Annotated in this window: 16 protein-coding genes; 10 read left to right on the plus strand and 6 right to left on the minus strand. The window is 70.5% G+C overall.

The genetic code is table 11. The features are described from left to right. Positions 1-46: 46 nt before the first annotated feature. The 7 genes from NLX83_RS33210 (at position 47) to NLX83_RS33240 (ending at position 6,338) form a co-directional block, all read left to right on the plus strand. On the plus strand, positions 47-571 hold the full coding sequence (locus NLX83_RS33210) for a winged helix-turn-helix domain-containing protein (RefSeq protein WP_254239204.1): 525 nt from the start codon (positions 47-49) through the stop codon (positions 569-571). Positions 572-596: 25 nt separating this feature from the next. Then, complete coding sequence (locus tag NLX83_RS33215; protein ID WP_254239205.1) at positions 597-1,079, plus strand: cation:proton antiporter regulatory subunit; 483 nt, start codon at positions 597-599, stop codon at positions 1,077-1,079. Positions 1,080-1,091: 12 nt separating this feature from the next. Further along, positions 1,092-2,282, plus strand: a complete 1,191-nt coding sequence (locus NLX83_RS33220; protein ID WP_254239206.1) for a cation:proton antiporter — start codon at positions 1,092-1,094, stop codon at positions 2,280-2,282. 307 nt (positions 2,283-2,589) lie between these two features. Continuing rightward, complete coding sequence (locus NLX83_RS33225) at positions 2,590-3,456, plus strand: ABC transporter substrate-binding protein (protein ID WP_254239207.1); 867 nt, start codon at positions 2,590-2,592, stop codon at positions 3,454-3,456. Then, positions 3,453-4,301: an amino acid ABC transporter permease gene (locus NLX83_RS33230; protein WP_254239208.1), complete on the plus strand. Its 849-nt coding sequence runs from the start codon at positions 3,453-3,455 to the stop codon at positions 4,299-4,301. Before NLX83_RS33225 ends, NLX83_RS33230 begins: the two co-directional genes overlap by 4 nt. Next, positions 4,294-5,031, plus strand: coding sequence for an amino acid ABC transporter ATP-binding protein (locus NLX83_RS33235; protein WP_254239209.1), 738 nt, complete (start codon positions 4,294-4,296; stop codon positions 5,029-5,031). Before NLX83_RS33230 ends, NLX83_RS33235 begins: the two co-directional genes overlap by 8 nt. 74 nt (positions 5,032-5,105) lie before the next feature. Continuing rightward, complete coding sequence (locus tag NLX83_RS33240; RefSeq protein WP_254239210.1) at positions 5,106-6,338, plus strand: SAM-dependent methyltransferase; 1,233 nt, start codon at positions 5,106-5,108, stop codon at positions 6,336-6,338. 44 nt (positions 6,339-6,382) lie between these two features. Here the strand turns inward: NLX83_RS33240 and NLX83_RS33245 are convergent, their stop codons facing one another. After that, entirely contained in the window at positions 6,383-7,399 is a 1,017-nt protein-coding gene (locus tag NLX83_RS33245; protein ID WP_254239211.1) for an NADP-dependent oxidoreductase, read from the minus strand. A gap of 83 nt (positions 7,400-7,482) precedes the next feature. Here NLX83_RS33245 and NLX83_RS33250 point away from each other — a divergent pair, with 83 nt between their 5' ends. Next, positions 7,483-8,115, plus strand: a complete 633-nt coding sequence (locus tag NLX83_RS33250) for a TetR family transcriptional regulator (protein ID WP_254239212.1) — start codon at positions 7,483-7,485, stop codon at positions 8,113-8,115. 88 nt (positions 8,116-8,203) lie between these two features. On the opposite strand, the gene NLX83_RS33255 is transcribed toward NLX83_RS33250, so the two are convergent. Together NLX83_RS33255 and NLX83_RS33260 are read right to left on the minus strand one after the other, a co-directional pair. Beyond that, entirely contained in the window at positions 8,204-9,580 is a 1,377-nt protein-coding gene (locus tag NLX83_RS33255) for a sensor histidine kinase (RefSeq protein ID WP_254239213.1), read from the minus strand. Continuing rightward, entirely contained in the window at positions 9,577-10,254 is a 678-nt protein-coding gene (locus NLX83_RS33260; protein WP_254239214.1) for a response regulator transcription factor, read from the minus strand. The genes NLX83_RS33255 and NLX83_RS33260 overlap by 4 nt, the downstream gene beginning before the upstream one ends. 90 nt (positions 10,255-10,344) lie before the next feature. On the opposite strand from NLX83_RS33260, the gene NLX83_RS33265 reads away from it, so the two are divergent. Both NLX83_RS33265 and NLX83_RS33270 read left to right on the plus strand, forming a co-directional pair. Continuing rightward, positions 10,345-10,905 carry a hypothetical protein gene (locus NLX83_RS33265; protein WP_254239215.1) on the plus strand — a complete coding sequence of 187 codons (561 nt, stop codon included), beginning with the start codon at positions 10,345-10,347 and terminating at the stop codon, positions 10,903-10,905. A gap of 66 nt (positions 10,906-10,971) precedes the next feature. Then, positions 10,972-11,994, plus strand: coding sequence for a LacI family DNA-binding transcriptional regulator (locus NLX83_RS33270; protein WP_254239216.1), 1,023 nt, complete (start codon positions 10,972-10,974; stop codon positions 11,992-11,994). A gap of 448 nt (positions 11,995-12,442) precedes the next feature. Here the strand turns inward: NLX83_RS33270 and NLX83_RS33275 are convergent, their stop codons facing one another. The 3 genes from NLX83_RS33275 to NLX83_RS33285 are packed head-to-tail and all read right to left on the minus strand — an operon-like array spanning position 12,443 to position 14,887. After that, complete coding sequence (locus tag NLX83_RS33275) at positions 12,443-13,309, minus strand: ABC transporter ATP-binding protein (RefSeq protein ID WP_254239217.1); 867 nt, start codon at positions 13,307-13,309, stop codon at positions 12,443-12,445. Position 13,310: 1 nt separating this feature from the next. Beyond that, positions 13,311-14,123 (minus strand): ABC transporter permease, encoded by an 813-nt coding sequence (locus NLX83_RS33280; RefSeq protein ID WP_254239218.1) that lies wholly within the window; start codon positions 14,121-14,123, stop codon positions 13,311-13,313. Continuing rightward, on the minus strand, positions 14,120-14,887 hold the full coding sequence (locus tag NLX83_RS33285) for an ABC transporter permease (protein WP_254239219.1): 768 nt from the start codon (positions 14,885-14,887) through the stop codon (positions 14,120-14,122). The genes NLX83_RS33280 and NLX83_RS33285 overlap by 4 nt, the downstream gene beginning before the upstream one ends. Positions 14,888-14,889: the final 2 nt, after the last annotated feature.

The raw sequence follows: 14,889 nt of genomic DNA on the forward strand, positions 1-14,889 counted from the left end.
CTCCAAGACGTAAGTGTCGACCATCCTAGACACTTATGCTTGCCCGGTGGAGAGCAAACCCGTGGTGCTGCGCACGGCCGAGCAGTTCAAGGCGCTCGGTCACCCGCTGCGGCACCGCATGGTGATCATGCTGCGGCAGCGCCCGGCCACGCTGGCCCAGCTGGCCGCCGCGCTCGGTTCGACCAAGGGCACGGTCGGCTACCACGTCGGCGTGCTCCAGGAGGCGGGCCTGCTGCGCCTGGCGGGCACGCGGCGGGTGCGCGGCGGGACGGAGCAGTACTACGAGCCGGTCGGTGACGGCCTGGTGGTGGGCGCCGACGCCGAGCCGGGCGCGGGGGCGCGCGTGATGATCAGCACCGCGCTGGCCGAGCTGCTGCCGGGCGAGCCCGCCGCGACGCGGCTACGACACCTGCGGATCACACCGGAGCGCGCGGCCGAGCTGGCGCGGCGGCTCGGCGAGTGGGCGGAGGAGGGCACGCTGCCCGACGATCCGACCGGGCTGGCGTACACGCTGCTGCTGAGCCTGCACCGGGCCGACATCCCCGCGCTCCCGCCGGAGCCGGATCGTTGAACGCGCAATTGTTAGGGTGGACCTCGTGCATGTCGAGGTGACGCCGCTTCCGGGGATCGGCACCCGCCAGGACTTCCAGACCCGTTCCGGACGCCGGATCGGCATCGTCAGCTACCGGGACGGCCGGTACGACCTGATCGTCTCCAAGACCGACGACCCGGACGCGTGCGTGGCGTCCATCCCGCTGAGCCCGGAGGAGATCAGCACGCTGGCGAGCCTGCTCGGCGCGCCGCAGCTGGTCAACCACCTGGAGCGGCAGCACGCCGAGGTCAGCGGCATCTCCACCGCGCACCTGCCGATCGCGCCCGGCTCCCGCTTCGACGGCCGCACCCTCGGCGACACCGAGCTGCGCACCCGCACCGGCGTGTCCGTCGTCGCGGTGATGCGCGCGGCCACCGCCCACCCCTCGCCCACGCCCGACTTCCGCTTCGCCGGCGGCGACCTGCTCGTCGTGGTGGGTACCCCGGACGGGATCAGCAAGGCCGCCGAGCGGCTCGACAGAGGCTGAGAGGGGCCGCGCATGCACAACGTCGCACTGTCCCTCATCGAACTCGGCGCCGTCTTCTTCGGGCTCGGCCTGCTCGGCAGGCTGGCGTGGAAGATCGGGATCTCGCCGATCCCGCTGTACCTGGTCGGCGGGCTGGCCTTCGGCCACGGCGGCGTGCTGCCGCTGAACGGCATCGAGGGCTTCACCGAGATCTCCGCCGAGCTCGGCGTCGTCCTGCTGCTGCTCCTGCTGGGACTGGAGTACTCGGCGGCCGAGCTGGTCACCGGCCTGCGCCGGTCGTGGTCGGCGGGGCTGATCGACCTGGTGCTCAACGCGCTGCCCGGCGCGGTGGTGGCGCTGATGCTGGGCTGGGGCCCGATCGGCGCGCTGGTGATGGCGGGCGTCACCTACATCTCGTCATCGGGCATCGTCGCGAAGGTGCTCGGCGACCTGGGCAGGCTCGGCAACCGGGAGACCCCGGTCGTGCTGTCGGTGCTCGTCTTCGAAGACCTCGCGATGGCCGTCTACCTGCCAATCCTGACCGCGCTGCTCGCCGGGGTGAGCTTCGTCGGCGGCCTCACCACCGTCGGCATCGCGCTCGTCACCGTCACCGTGGTGCTCGTCGTGGCGCTGCGGTTCGGCCGCTTCGTCTCGGCGCTCGTGGACTCCCCCGAGCCCGAGGTGTTCCTGCTCCGCGTCCTCGGCGCCGCGCTGCTCGTCGCAGGCGTCTCCTCGCAGCTCCAGGTCTCGGCGGCGGTCGGCGCGTTCCTGCTCGGCATCGCGATCTCCGGCTCCACCGCGGAGAACGCCACCCGGCTCCTCGAACCGCTGCGCGACCTGTTCGCCGCGGTGTTCTTCGTGGTGTTCGGCCTCAACACCGATCCGAAGGCGATCCCGCCCGTGCTCGGCGTGGCGATCGCTCTGGCGCTGGTCACCACCGCCACGAAGATGCTCACCGGGTGGTTCGCCGCCAAGCTCCAAGGCATCGCGCGCCTCGGCAGGCTCCGCGCGGGCGCGGCCCTGGTGGCGCGCGGCGAGTTCTCCATCGTCATCGCGGGCCTCGCCGTCGCCAGCGGCGCCGTTGACCAGGGCCTGGCCCCGCTCGCCACCGCCTACGTGCTCCTCATGGCCGTCTTCGGCCCCGTCGCCGCGCGCGTCGTCGAGCCCATGGCCCGGTGGGCGTGGTCCCTCCGCCAACGCCGCTTAGCAGGCGCCGAATCCTGACCAGCCCTTTGTGCCCCGAACTCCCCCTTCAAGACACCCATCATCCCGCCCCACTCAACGTTGGCCGGTCTTCAAGTACACCCAACCCCCCTCCCCACAGTCTCAAACCACCCCCAACCCCCCACGTTTAGGCCCTGAACGAGTCGTTGGGGGCGTTGGGTTCCCCGAACGACCCGTTCAGGGAATCCAACGCCCCAAACGCGTCATTGGCGTGGGCGGAACGTGCTGCATGAGTCATTGGGGTGGGAGGGTGCGCCTTCGTCCCGCATTGTGGGGCGGGGCGTCCGCGATGGGGGAAGATGCGGGCATGCGTGCTGTCACTGGGTTGTTCGCCGCCGTGCTCGTCGTGGTGGCGGGGTGTGCTCCCGTCGAGGAGCAGGCGCCCGCCGCCTCCGGAGGTCCCGCCACCCCGGGTATCGGCGACTGCGCCAAAACCGCCATGAAGACCAGGACCCCCGGCAAGTTCACGTTCGGCACTGACCAGCCGGTCTACGAGCCGTGGTTCTCCGGCGACGATCCGGCCAACGGCAAGGGTTTCGAGTCCGCGGTCGCCTACGCCGTCGCGGGCAAGCTCGGCTACGCCAAGGCGGAGGTGGACTGGGTCCGGGTGCCGTTCAACGCGGCCATCCAGCCGGGGCCGAAGTCCTTCGACGCCGACCTCAACGAGTTCTCGATCACCGAGGACCGGCGCAAGGCCGTTGACTTCTCCACCCCGTACTACGACGTGACCCAGGCCGTCGTCGCGTTCAAGTCCTCCCCGGCCGCGAAGGCCACGACGGTCGCCGCGCTCAAGGAGTTCAAGCTCGGCGCGCAGGTCGGCAGCACCAGCTACGACGCGGCGGCCAAGCAGGTGCAGCCGACGCAGCAGGTCGCGGTCTACAACACCAACGACGATGCCAAGCAGGCGTTGCGGAACAACCAGGTGCAGGCGATCGTGGTCGACCTGGCGACCGCGTTCTACATCACCTCGGCCGAGCTGAAGGACGCCGTGATCGTCGGGCAGCTCCCGGCGAGCGGCGGCAAGACCGAGCAGTTCGGCATCGTGCTGGACAAGGGCAGCTCGCTGACGCGGTGCGTGTCGGCGGCCGTCGACGCCCTGCGCGCGGACGGCACGCTGACCCAGGCCGAGAAGCAGTGGCTCGCCGAAGCGGGCAAGGCGCCCAGGCTGACGTGAGCGCGCCCAGCCAACTCCAACTGGAACGCTTGGCGTACAAGCGTTCTCGCGCGCAAAAGTCCACAGTGGTCGCATTGGCGTCCACTGTGGTCTTCGCGGTCGCCGCATGGTTGACGATCACCAACGCCCCGGGGTGGCCACGCGTCCAGGCGTCCTTCTTCGACTGGGAGACGGCGAAGAAGTCGTTGCCCGCGTTGCTGGACGGCCTGTGGCTCAACGTCCGCGTGCTCGTGGTGTGCGGAGTCCTGATCCTCGTCATCGGCCTGGCGATCGCCGCCGTGCGCACGCTGCGCGGGCCGGTGTGGTTCCCGCTGCGCGCGCTGGCGATCGCCTACGTGGACCTGTTCCGCGGGCTGCCGCTGATCATCTGCCTGTACCTGATCGGCTTCGGCCTTCCGGGACTGCGGCTGAGCGGTATCCCCAACGATCCGGTGGTGCTGGGCTCGATCGCGTTGGTGCTCGTCTACTCCGCTTATGTGGCAGAGGTTTTCCGCGCGGGCATCGAGTCGGTCCACCCCTCGCAGCTGGCGTCGGCGCGCTCGCTCGGGCTGACCCACTCGCAGACGATGCGGATCGTGGTGCTGCCGCAGGCGGTCCGGCGCGTGCTGCCGCCGCTGCTCAACGACTTCGTCGCGTTCCAGAAGGACTGCGGGCTGATCTCCGTGCTGGGCGCGGTGGACGCGGTGCGGGCGGCGCAGATCGAGTCGGCCACGTCCTACAACTTCACCCCGTACGTGGTGGCGGGGTTGCTGTTCGTGTTGCTCGCGGTGCCGTCCAGCCGGTTGGCGGACTGGGTGTCCCGGCGCGCGGCGCGGCGGCAGAACGCGGGAGGCCCCGGTGCTTGAAGTCCGCAACCTGGTGAAGCGCTACGGCACGCACCTCGTGCTCGACGGCGTGGACCTCGACGTCGCCGAGCACGAGGTCGTCGTGCTCATCGGTTCCTCCGGCTCCGGCAAGTCCACGCTGCTGAAGTGCGTGAACCTGTTGGAGGAGATCGACGACGGCCGGATCGTGCTGGACGGCGCGGACATCTCCGACCCGCGCACCAACCCCGACCACGCGCGCCGCGGCATGGGCATCGTCTTCCAGGCGTTCAACCTGTTCCCGCACCTGAACGTGCTCGACAACGTGATGCTCGCGCCGAAGGTCGTGCACAAGGTCCCCGAGCGGCAGGCCCGCGACCGCGCGATGGAGCTGCTGGCCAAGGTCGGCCTGGCGGAGAAGGCGAAGGCGTACCCGGACCGGCTCTCCGGCGGCCAGCAGCAGCGGGTGGCCATCGCGCGTGCGCTGGCCTACGAGCCGAAGCTGTTGCTGCTGGACGAGATCACCAGCGCGCTGGACCCGGAACTGGTCGGCGAGGTGCTGACGCTGGTGCGCGAGCTGGCCGCGAGCGGGACCACGCTGCTGATGGCCACGCACGAGATGGGCTTCGCCAAGCAGGTCGCCGACCGGGTGTGCTTCCTCGACGGCGGCGCGCTGATCGAGTCCGGGCCGCCGTCCCAGATCTTGGAAGCCCCAGAACACCCGCGCACGCAACAGTTTCTTTCGAGGATCATCCAGGCTGGACGGTTGTAGTAGACGCAACAAGTGCCGAATCGGGCCCAGGGGTGCAGGATCGCAGCGTGGCTTTCCTACCGTGAGGAGGCGCTGTGACCTCGATTCACCCGCCCGGGCCCGACATCCTCCGCTGGCCGGGGCTGGCCGCTCCCCCGCCCGGCCCGCTGCGCGCGGGCATCGCCGAGCGGCTGTTCCGGCACGCGGTGCGGACGCTGCCGATCCAGGTGCGGTTGCCGGGCGGGCACCTGCTCGGCGCCGGCGGCCCGGACTCGCCGATGATGCGGATACTGCGGCCCACGACCTTCTTCCACCGCCTCGGCGTGGACTCCAAGATCGGTTTCGGGGAGTCCTACATGGCCGGGGACTGGACGAGCAGCAGGCTCGCCGACGTGCTCACCCCGTTCGCGCGGCGGATGGCGACGCTGGTTCCCAAACCGCTGCAAGCCTTCCGCCGCGTGGTGGAGCGGCAGCAACCGTCGGCCGAGCGCAACACCGTCGACGGAGCGCGGGACAACATCCACCGGCACTACGACCTGTCCAACGACCTGTTCGCCACGTTCCTGGACGAGACGATGACGTACTCGTCGGCGTGGTTCACCCCCGATTCCGCCGACCTCGCCCAGGCGCAGCGCCGCAAGATCGACGGCATCCTCGACTACGCGGGTGTGCGTCGGGGCACGCGGATGCTGGAGATCGGCACCGGCTGGGGCGAGCTGGCGATCCGGGCCGCCCAGCGCGGCGCCGAGGTGACCTCGCTGACCATCTCCACCGAGCAGAAAGCCTTGGCGGAGCAGCGGATCAGCGCGGCGGGGGTGAACGACCTGATCCAGGTGCAGCTGCGTGACTACCGGCACGCGGAGGGCCGCTACGACGCGATCGTGTCCGTCGAGATGATCGAGGCGGTCGGTGGCGAGTACTGGCCGACCTACTTCGGCGCGCTGGACCGGCTGCTGGTGCCCGGCGGGCGGATCGGCTTGCAGGCCATCACGATGCCGCACGACCGGATGCTGGCGACGCGGCGGACCTACACGTGGATCCAGAAGTACGTCTTCCCCGGTGGGCTGCTGCCGTCGCTGCGCTCGATCGAGGACAACCTCGCGCGGACGAGCCTGCGGCTGGTGGAGCAGCGCTCGCTCGGCCCGCACTACGCGCAGACGTTGCGCGAGTGGCGGGACCGGTTCTCCGCGCGCTGGAAGCAGGTCGCGGACCTCGGCTTCGACTCCACGTTCCGGCGGATGTGGGAGTTCTACCTCGCGTACTGCGAGGCCGGTTTCCGCGCCCGCTACATCGACGTGTGGCAGCTGGGGATCACCAAGACCGCGTAGGCGAAAGCCCGGCCGTCACGGGGAACGGCCGGGCTCGCCGGTGGTCAGATCTTCACGAGCATCTTGCCGGTGTTGGTTCCCCGCATCAGGTCGATGAAGGCGGTCGGCGCGTTCTCCAGGCCCTCAACGACGGTCTCCCGCGCGATGAGCTTGCCCTCGGCCAGCCAGCCGCCGACCTCGGCGAAGAACTGCTCCTTCACGTCGGAGTACTCGGCGACGATGAAGCCGCGCAGGTTCATGCCCTTGGTGATGGCGTTGAACAGGTTGCGCGGCGCGACGACCTCGTTCTTCTCGTTGTACTGGGAGATCGCGCCGCAGAGCGCGAACCGCGCGCCCTGGTTGGCGACGCTGAGCGCGGCCTCCAGGTGCTCGCCCGCCACGTTGTCGAAGTAGACGTCGATGCCTTCCGGCGCGGCCTTCTCCAGTTGCTCCAGCACGGGCCCGTCCTTGTAGTTGAACGCCTCGTCGAAGCCCAGGTCGTCCTTCAGGTGCGCCACCTTCTCCGCGCTACCGGCCGACCCGATCACCTTCGCGGCACCGCGCAGCCTGGCGATCTGCCCGACCAGCGCGCCGACCGCGCCCGCGGCCCCGGACACGAACACCACGTCGCCCTCGCGGAACTCGGCCGCCTTGAGCAGGCCCGCGTAGGCGGTCAGGCCCGGCATGCCCAGCACGCCTAGGAAAACACCGTAGGCGCCCTCAGCCAAACTTGGGTCGACCTTGACCGCGCTCCCGGCGTCGACCACCGCGAACTCGCGCCAGCCGAGGTCGTGCAGCACGACGTCGCCGACCGCGAGATCGGGCGACTCCGACGCGATGACCTCGCCGACCGCACCGCCTTCGAGCGCTTTGCCGATCTCGAACGGCGGGATGTAGGACTTCGCGTCGCTCATCCGGCCGCGCATGTAGGGGTCCACGCTCATCACCAGGTTGCGCACCAGTACCTGACCAGCACCGACGGCGGGCACCGCGGCCCTGGTGATGGTGAAGTTCTCCGAGGTCGGCCAGCCCTCCGGGCGAGAGGCCAGCCGGATCTCGACACCGTCTGTCGGAAGGGTCATCACGCACTCCTCAAAATTCTGTCATCGACTGACAAAAAACATACCATGTCATCTCCGGGTCCGCGAGGTGGCACAATCAGGATGTGACCACCGAGCCAGGACTGCGCGAGCGGAAGAAGCGGCGCACCCGCGCGGCGCTGACCGACGCCGCCCTGGAGTTGTTCTCCGCCAAGGGTTACGACGCCACCAGGGTCGAGGAGATCGCCGCCGCGGTGGAGATCTCGCCGCGCACCTTCTTCCGCTACTTCGACGGCAAGGAGGACGTGGCGCTCGGCCAGCTCTCCGCGATGGACGAGGACGCGATCACCGCGCTCGCCACCCGCCCGGCCGACGAGGCGCCGCTGACCGCGCTGCGGGCCGCGCACAACGCCATGCTCGACCGGCTCTTCGCCGAGGAGGGCGGGACCGAGCGGTTCAGCGCCACCCATCAGCTGATCGCCCGCAGCCCCACCCTGCTGGCCGCCTCGCTGCGCCGCGCCGCCGCGGCCGAGGACCGGCTCGCACTGATCATCGCCGAGCGCCAGGGCGTCGACGCGGGCGCGGACATGCGCTGCCACCTGCTGGTCCGCCTGGTCTTCACCAGCGCGCGCCTCGGCGTGGAGATCGCCTGCCGCCGAGGCGACACCTGCGACGACGCCCAACTCCGCGCCACCGTCGACAAGGCACTCCGCCTGGCCACCGCGACCCTGCCCACCGATTGGTCCGCCTGGCTCTAGAACTCCCGTTTCGTACTCATAGCGGGCAAGAGAGCGCTCCCAAATCCCGCTAAGAGTACGAAACGGGCAAAAGCGACTGGGGCGGGTGTCAGGGGGTCACGGCGGGGATGGGGGCCGTGGGGAGGTCCTGAGCGGTGGTCACGGGGAGGACGAGCCGGAACGCGGCGCCCCGGTGACCCGCCGGAGGCTCGACGCACGCGAGGTCGCCGCCGTGGGCGCGCGCGATGCCCTTGGCGATGGACAGGCCGAGGCCCGCCCCCGCCTTGCCGGTGGTGCGCGCGGTGTCCAGGCGGACGAGCCTGCTGAAGATCCGTTCGCGCTCCGCAGCGGGCACTCCGGGACCGTTGTCCAGCACCACCAGCTCCACGTGCTGCGGGTAGCGGGTGACCCGGACGTGGACGACGCCCTCGGCGGAGGCGTGCCTGCGGGCGTTGTCCAGCAGGTTGCCCACCACCTGCCCCAGGCGCAGCGGATCCCCGGCGACCACCGGGTCGTCGCCGGAGACCTCCACGTCCAGCGACGGGGCGAGCAGGCTCAGCCGCTCCACTTCGGACTCGACGAGCCCGAGCAGGTGCACCGCCTCGAACCGCAGCTCCAAACCCGCGTCGATCTGCGCGAGCGCGAGCAGGTCCTCCACCAGGCGGGTCGCGCGCCGGGCCTCGCGCACCATCATCACCTGCATGCGCTCCACGTCGTCCTGCTGCGCGCCAGGCCCCAAGCGCACCAACGTTTCCGCCGCCGCCTGCACACCGGCGAGCGGCGTGCGCAGCTCATGGGCGGCGTCGGCGACGAAGCGGCGGGTCTGCTGCTCCGAGGCGCGCGCGTGCGCTTCGGCCCCTTCCAGCGCGTCGAGCATCTGGTCGAAGGCCACGGCGGTCCGGCCGAGCTCGGTGTTCGTGCGGATCGGGGCGAGGCGACGGCCGCGGTCGCCGAGCGCGATCGAACGGGACAGCCCCGCCATCACCTCCAGCGGCCGCAGCGCGAGGCGGATCGACACGACCAGCACGATCACCGTGAGCCCCAGGGTGCCGAGCCCCACCAGCAGCAGCACGTTGCGCAGGCGGTTCTGCGCGGGCTCAGGGGAGTCGGTCAGCAGGATGACGCTGTAGCCGAAGCCCACCGGCTTCTCCAGCTGGACCCTGCCACCCAGCTCGGCGATCGAGTCGACCTCACCGTTGTAGTTGAACAGCTTCCGGTCCGGCCTGCGCACGACCACCGTCACGCCGTTGGAGCTGTACTTGGCCGAGAAGTCGGTCGGGTGGAGTATGCGGACCTTGACGACGCGATCCAGCTGCGCCAGCTTGGCCTCCACCTTGCGGTCCAGCTCGCGCGCGGACTGGAGCTGGAACGCGGTCTGCACCGCGAAGGCCATGGCCAGCAACGCGACGCCGACGACCAGGATCACCATCAGGGTGACCCGCCTGCGCAGCGAGAACGTGCGCAGCCCGACGTTGCGCGTGTTCACGACTCGTCTGCCCGCAGCACGTACCCGAGGCCGCGCACCGTCTGCAGCAGGCGGGGGCCGTACGCCTCCAGCTTCCGCCGCAGCGCGCTCACGTGGACCTCCACCAGGTTCGGGTCGTAGTCGTCGTAGCCCCAGACCCCGGTGAGGATCTGGGTCTTGCTGACCACCCGACCGCGCTGCGCGGCCAGGTACCCGAGCAGCCGCAGTTCGGTCGCGGTCACCTCGATCTGCTCACTGCCGCGCAGCACCACACCCGAGTCGGCGTCGATCACCAGGTCGCCGACCTGCACGACCGACGGCACCCGGCGGAGCCTGCGCAGCACCGCGCCGATCCGGGCGACCAGCTCCTCCAGCTCGAAGGGCTTCACCACGTAGTCGTCGGCGCCCCCGTGCAGCCCGCGCAGCCGGTCGCTCACCGCGTCCCGCGCGGTCAGCAGCACCACGCCCGCCTCGCTGCGCCGCCGCACGACCTCCAGCAGGGCGAAGCCGTCGCGGCCCGGCAGCATCACGTCCAGCACCACCAGGTCTGGGCGGAACTGCTGCAGCTCCTCCTCCAGCGTGGCCCCGTCCGGGTGCCCGGCGACCGCGTAACCCGCGTCGGCGAGTGCGGCGAGGACGGCGATCCGGATCGTCTCCGCGTCCTCGATGACAAGGACCCTGGCTGGCTCGCTCACCGGGCCATTCTCGGGGCTCAGACTGAAGAGTCGCTGAAAGACCGCCGCGACACGCGTCACCGCGCCGCCTTGTGCGCGACGCTGCTCGCCATGGACAACCAAGCACAAGGCAGGAAACGCCGCGCCGTGCTGGGCGCGGGCATTGTGCTCGCGCTCAGCCTGGGCACCGTCGGCGGCATCGCGCTCGCACAGGGCTCCGAGCCGATCGCCGTGCACGCGGAAGCCAAGCCCGGCAAGCACAAGAAGGCCAAGAACCCGGTCGTCATCGGCACGGTCGCCGCGGTCGGCCAGGGCACCCTCAAGATCACCAAGGACGGGGGCGGCGAGCTGTCCCTGACCACCGACAACGCCACGAAGGTCCGCGGTATGCGCACGCTCGGCGACTTCAAGGCCGGGCAGCGCGTCACCGTGACCCACAAGGACGGCAAGGCGTTGGCCGTGGTGCTGACACGCGCACACGCGAAGGGCACCGTCACCGCGCTCAACGGTCAGCGGGCCACGCTCGTCACCGCGGGCGGCCTGGCGCAGACGCTCGACCTGACCGCGATCACGGAGAAGCCCAAGGTCGGCGACCTGGTCGCGGCGGTCGGAACGGCGGCTGAGGCCGGAGCCGTCCTGAAGGTGGAGCGCCTTCGCCAACTCCCGAAATGAGAGCGTTTCCAGGCAGGTAGAAGCGCTAAGCTACTTTCGTTCAGTACGGACGGAAGGCGGCGAGGCGTGCGGCGTTCGGCAGCACCACCCACCCTGGAGGACGTCGCGGTCCGGGCCGGGGTGTCCAGGGCGACGGTCTCCCGCGTGATCAACAACCAGCCGCGGGTCAGCCCGGAGACCGCGGCGGTGGTGCTCGCCGCCGCGGCCGAACTGGGCTACACGCCGAACGCCGCAGCCCGCTCCCTGGTCACCCGGCGCACCGGGGCGGTCGCGGTGGTGCTCTCCGAACCGGAGAGCATGATCTTCGACGACCCGTTCTTCGCCGCCGTGGTGCGCACCGCCTGCCACGAGCTGGCCCGCCACCAGCAGCAGATGGCACTGCTGCTGGCGCACCGCCCCGAGCAGGCCGAGCGGGTGGAGCGCTTCCTCCGCGCCGGGCACGTGGACGGCGTGCTGATGTTCAGCCCGCACCGCGACGACCCGCTGCCCGACCAGGTCCGGCGGTTGCCGATGCCCGTGGTCTTCGGCGGGCGCCCGTGGCTGCCCGAGGACGGGCTGCACATCGTCGACGCCGACAACCTCGGCGGCGCCGAGCTGGCCACGCGGCACCTCGTCGGCCGAGGCCGCGGCAACACCGTCACGATCACCGGCCCGTTGGACCACCGCGCCGCCGTCGACCGCCTCGAAGGCTGGCGCCAGGTGACCGGCGCCGACGAGGCCGCAGTCCGACTGCGCAGCGCCGAGGGCGACTTCACCAGGTACGGCGGCGAGCGCGCCATGACCGAGCTGCTCGCCCGCGTGCCCGACCTCGACGGCGTTTTCGCCGCGAGCGACCACATGGCCGTCGGCGCACTGGCCGCGCTCCGCCGGGCCGGGCGGGCGGTACCGCGCGATGTCTCCGTGGTCAGCTTCGACGACCACCCCTCGATCGCCGCGTCCGCCCAGCCCGCGCTGACCGCGGTGCGCCAGGACCCCACCGGCATGGTCGCGGAGATGGTCGCCGACCTCCACGCCCTCCTGGACGGCGAGGCCCTCGCGCCGCACTGCCGCTTCCTCCCCACCACCCTCACCAAACGCGCCTCCGCCTAACCTCCCTTTCGTGCTGAATGAGTCATTCGGTGCGTTGGATTCCCTGAACGGGTCGTTCGGGGCGTTAGATGCCCTCAACGAGTCGTTCGGGGCGTTGGGAGCCCTCAACGACCCGTTCAGGGCACTGGAGTACCTCAATGACTCATTCAGGTGCTTCAAGGCCCTCAATGACCTGGTCAGAGCACTAGGCGTCCCAATGACTCGTTCGGTGCGCTCAACTACCCGAACGACTCGTTCAGCACGTTGAGCGCCCTCAATGACTCATTCAGCACGTTGGAAAGCCCTGAACGGGTCGTTGGGGGCGTTAGATGCCCTCAACGAGTCGTTGGGGGCGTTAGATGCCCTCAACGAGTCGTTGGGGGCGTTAGATGCCCTCAACGAGTCGTTGGGGGCGTTCAGGGCCCCGAACGACCCGTTCAGGGCACAACGGCTGGGAGTGGGGTTGGGGTCAGTTCTGGGCGGCGTGCCGTTTCGACGCCTGGGCGGCCTGTTCGGCGCGCTCGGCGGCGAGGAAGCGGGCGGCGACGCCTTCCGGGTCGGCCTGCACGCGCGGGCGCACGGTGCCGCCGCCGTGCAGCAGCCGCGCGGTCTCCGCGCGCAGCGCCACGAAAGTGTCGGACTCCCTGGTGGTGATCTGGTCGCGCTCGGCGGGCAGGTCGACCTTGAGGTTCGCGACGATGGTCGCCGGGGACTTCGACAGCACGAGCACGCGGTCGCCGAGGTACACGCTCTCGTCGATGTCGTGGGTGACCAGCAGGATGGTGGTGTCGTGTTCCCGCCGCACGCGCAGCAGCAGGTCCTCCAGCTCGAAGCGGGTCTGCGCGTCCACCGACGCGAACGGCTCGTCCATCAGCAGCAGCGCCGGGCGGTAGGCGAGGGCGCGGGCGATGGCCACCCGCTGCTGCATGCCGCCGGAGAGCTGCCACGGGTACTTCGCGCCCGCGCCGGACAGGCCGACCCATTCCAGCGCCTCCGCGGCGCGCGCCCGGCGTTCGGCGCGGGAAACCTTGCGCTTCAACGGGAACTCGACGTTGCGCTGCACGGTGAGCCACGGGAACAGCGAGCGGCTGTAGTCCTGGAAGACCACGGCGAGGTCGTCGGGGACGCCGCGCACCTCGTCGCCGTGCAGCGCGACGTGCCCGGTGGTCGAGGCGACCAGCCCGGACAGCGTGCGCAGCAGCGTGGACTTGCCGCAGCCGGACGGGCCCACGATGCACACCAGTTCGCCCGCGGCGACTGTGAACGACAGCCGGTCGATAGCGGTGTGGTCGCCGTAGCGGTGGCCGAGGTCGGTGACCTCCAGCATCGTGCTCACGTCATGCTCCCGTTCCGGCCGCGAGCGCGGCCTGGCGGTGGGCCGGCTGCCAGGCCAGCACCCTGCGTTCGATGGCCGAAAGGCCCGTGTTGAAGAGGAATCCCAGCACGCCGAGCAGGACGATGCTCGCCCACATCGCCGGGAAGTCGTACTGGCGCTGCGAGTACAGCAGCCGGTAGCCGATGCCCTCGGTGGAGCCGACCAGCTCCGAGATCACCATCAGCACCAGGGACAGCGACAGGCTGATCCGCAGCCCCGCGAAGATCTTCGGCGAGGCCGCGGGCAGCACCACCCCGAAGATCCAGTCCACTGTGGACACCCGGAAGGCGCGGGCGGTCTCGGTCTTGGTCTCGTCGACCGACCGCGCCCCGTCCACCGAGTTCAGCAGGATCGGCCAGATCGTGCCGAAGACGATCGTGGCCAGCTGCATCGGCGTGCCGAGGGTGAACAGCGCCAGGAACACCGGCACCAGGGTCGGCGGCGGGATCGCCCGCAGGAAGGAGATGATCGGCCCGCAGTAGTCCATCGCGGTGGCCGAGCGCCCCAGCAGCACGCCGAGCGCGACACCGAGCACGCCCGCGATGGCCCAGCCGCCCAGCATCCGCGCGACGCTGGCGAAGAGGTCCTCGAAGACCACGTCGGTCAGGAACAGGCTGGAGACCGGGCCGCTGAACCACATCTGCCGCGCGGTCTCGGCGATCTGGCTCGGCGGCGGGAAGTACAGGCTGCCCGCGATCCTGGTGGCGGTCTCCCACAGCACCACCAGGACGAGCAGCACGATCCAGCCGGACGCCGCGCTCCGCAGCCGCCTCACACCGTCTCCCCCGTCCGGGCGCCCCAGGCGAAGAACCGCCGCTGCACCCACTCCAGCCCCGCGTTGACCAGGTAGCCGATCAGCCCGGCGACTACGGTTCCCGCGAAGACCAGGTCCATCCGGCCGCCGCCGCTGCTGGCGGTGAGGATGAACTGGCCGAGGCCCAGCGTCGCGCCGGCCAGCAGCTCCGTGCTCACCACGACGATCAGCGCGATCGCCGCCGCGGTCCTGATCCCGGTCATCACGAACGGCGCGGCGCTGGGCAGCGCCACCGTCGCCATGATCCTCGGCTTGCTCGTGCCGAAGGCCCGCGCGGTGTCCACCAGCTGCTCGTCCAGCTCGTCGAGGGCGTAGATGGTGTTGAACAGGATCGGCCACACCGAGGCGTAGACCGCGAGCACGATCTTCGCCTCGGGACCGCCGCCGAAGAGCAGGATGGCCAGCGGGATCATCGCCACCGACGGGATGGGGCGCATCAGCTCCACCACCGTCCTGGTGGCCCGCCGGACCGCGGGCACGCTGCCCAGCACCAGGCCGAGCGGCACCGCGACGGCGATGGCGACGCCCAGGGCGATGGCCCACGCCAGCACGCTGGCGATCACGTCGTAGACGAACACCCCGTCCAGCAGCAGCCGGACGAGGGTGGCACCGATGACCGTCGGCGGCGGGATGTAACCGGGCGGGACCAGATCGGAGTTGCTGAGCAGCTCCCACAGCAGGAGCAGCACGGCGACCCCGACCAGCCCCCGGAAGGCGGCGCGCACGG

Origin of the sequence: Allokutzneria sp. A3M-2-11 16 (genome assembly GCF_024213555.1) — a bacterium.
Lineage (GTDB): Bacteria > Actinomycetota > Actinomycetes > Mycobacteriales > Pseudonocardiaceae > Allokutzneria.

Excerpts from the sequence above, each read along its gene's own strand:
- NLX83_RS33220 (WP_254239206.1), top strand. The coding sequence starts at position 1,092 with ATGCACAACGTCGCACTGTCCCTCATCGAACTCGGCGCCGTCTTCTTC.
- NLX83_RS33225 (WP_254239207.1), top strand. The coding sequence starts at position 2,590 with ATGCGTGCTGTCACTGGGTTGTTCGCCGCCGTGCTCGTCGTGGTGGCG.
- NLX83_RS33245 (WP_254239211.1), bottom strand. The coding sequence starts at position 7,399 with ATGACCCTTCCGACAGACGGTGTCGAGATCCGGCTGGCCTCTCGCCCG.
- NLX83_RS33265 (WP_254239215.1), top strand. The coding sequence starts at position 10,345 with ATGGACAACCAAGCACAAGGCAGGAAACGCCGCGCCGTGCTGGGCGCG.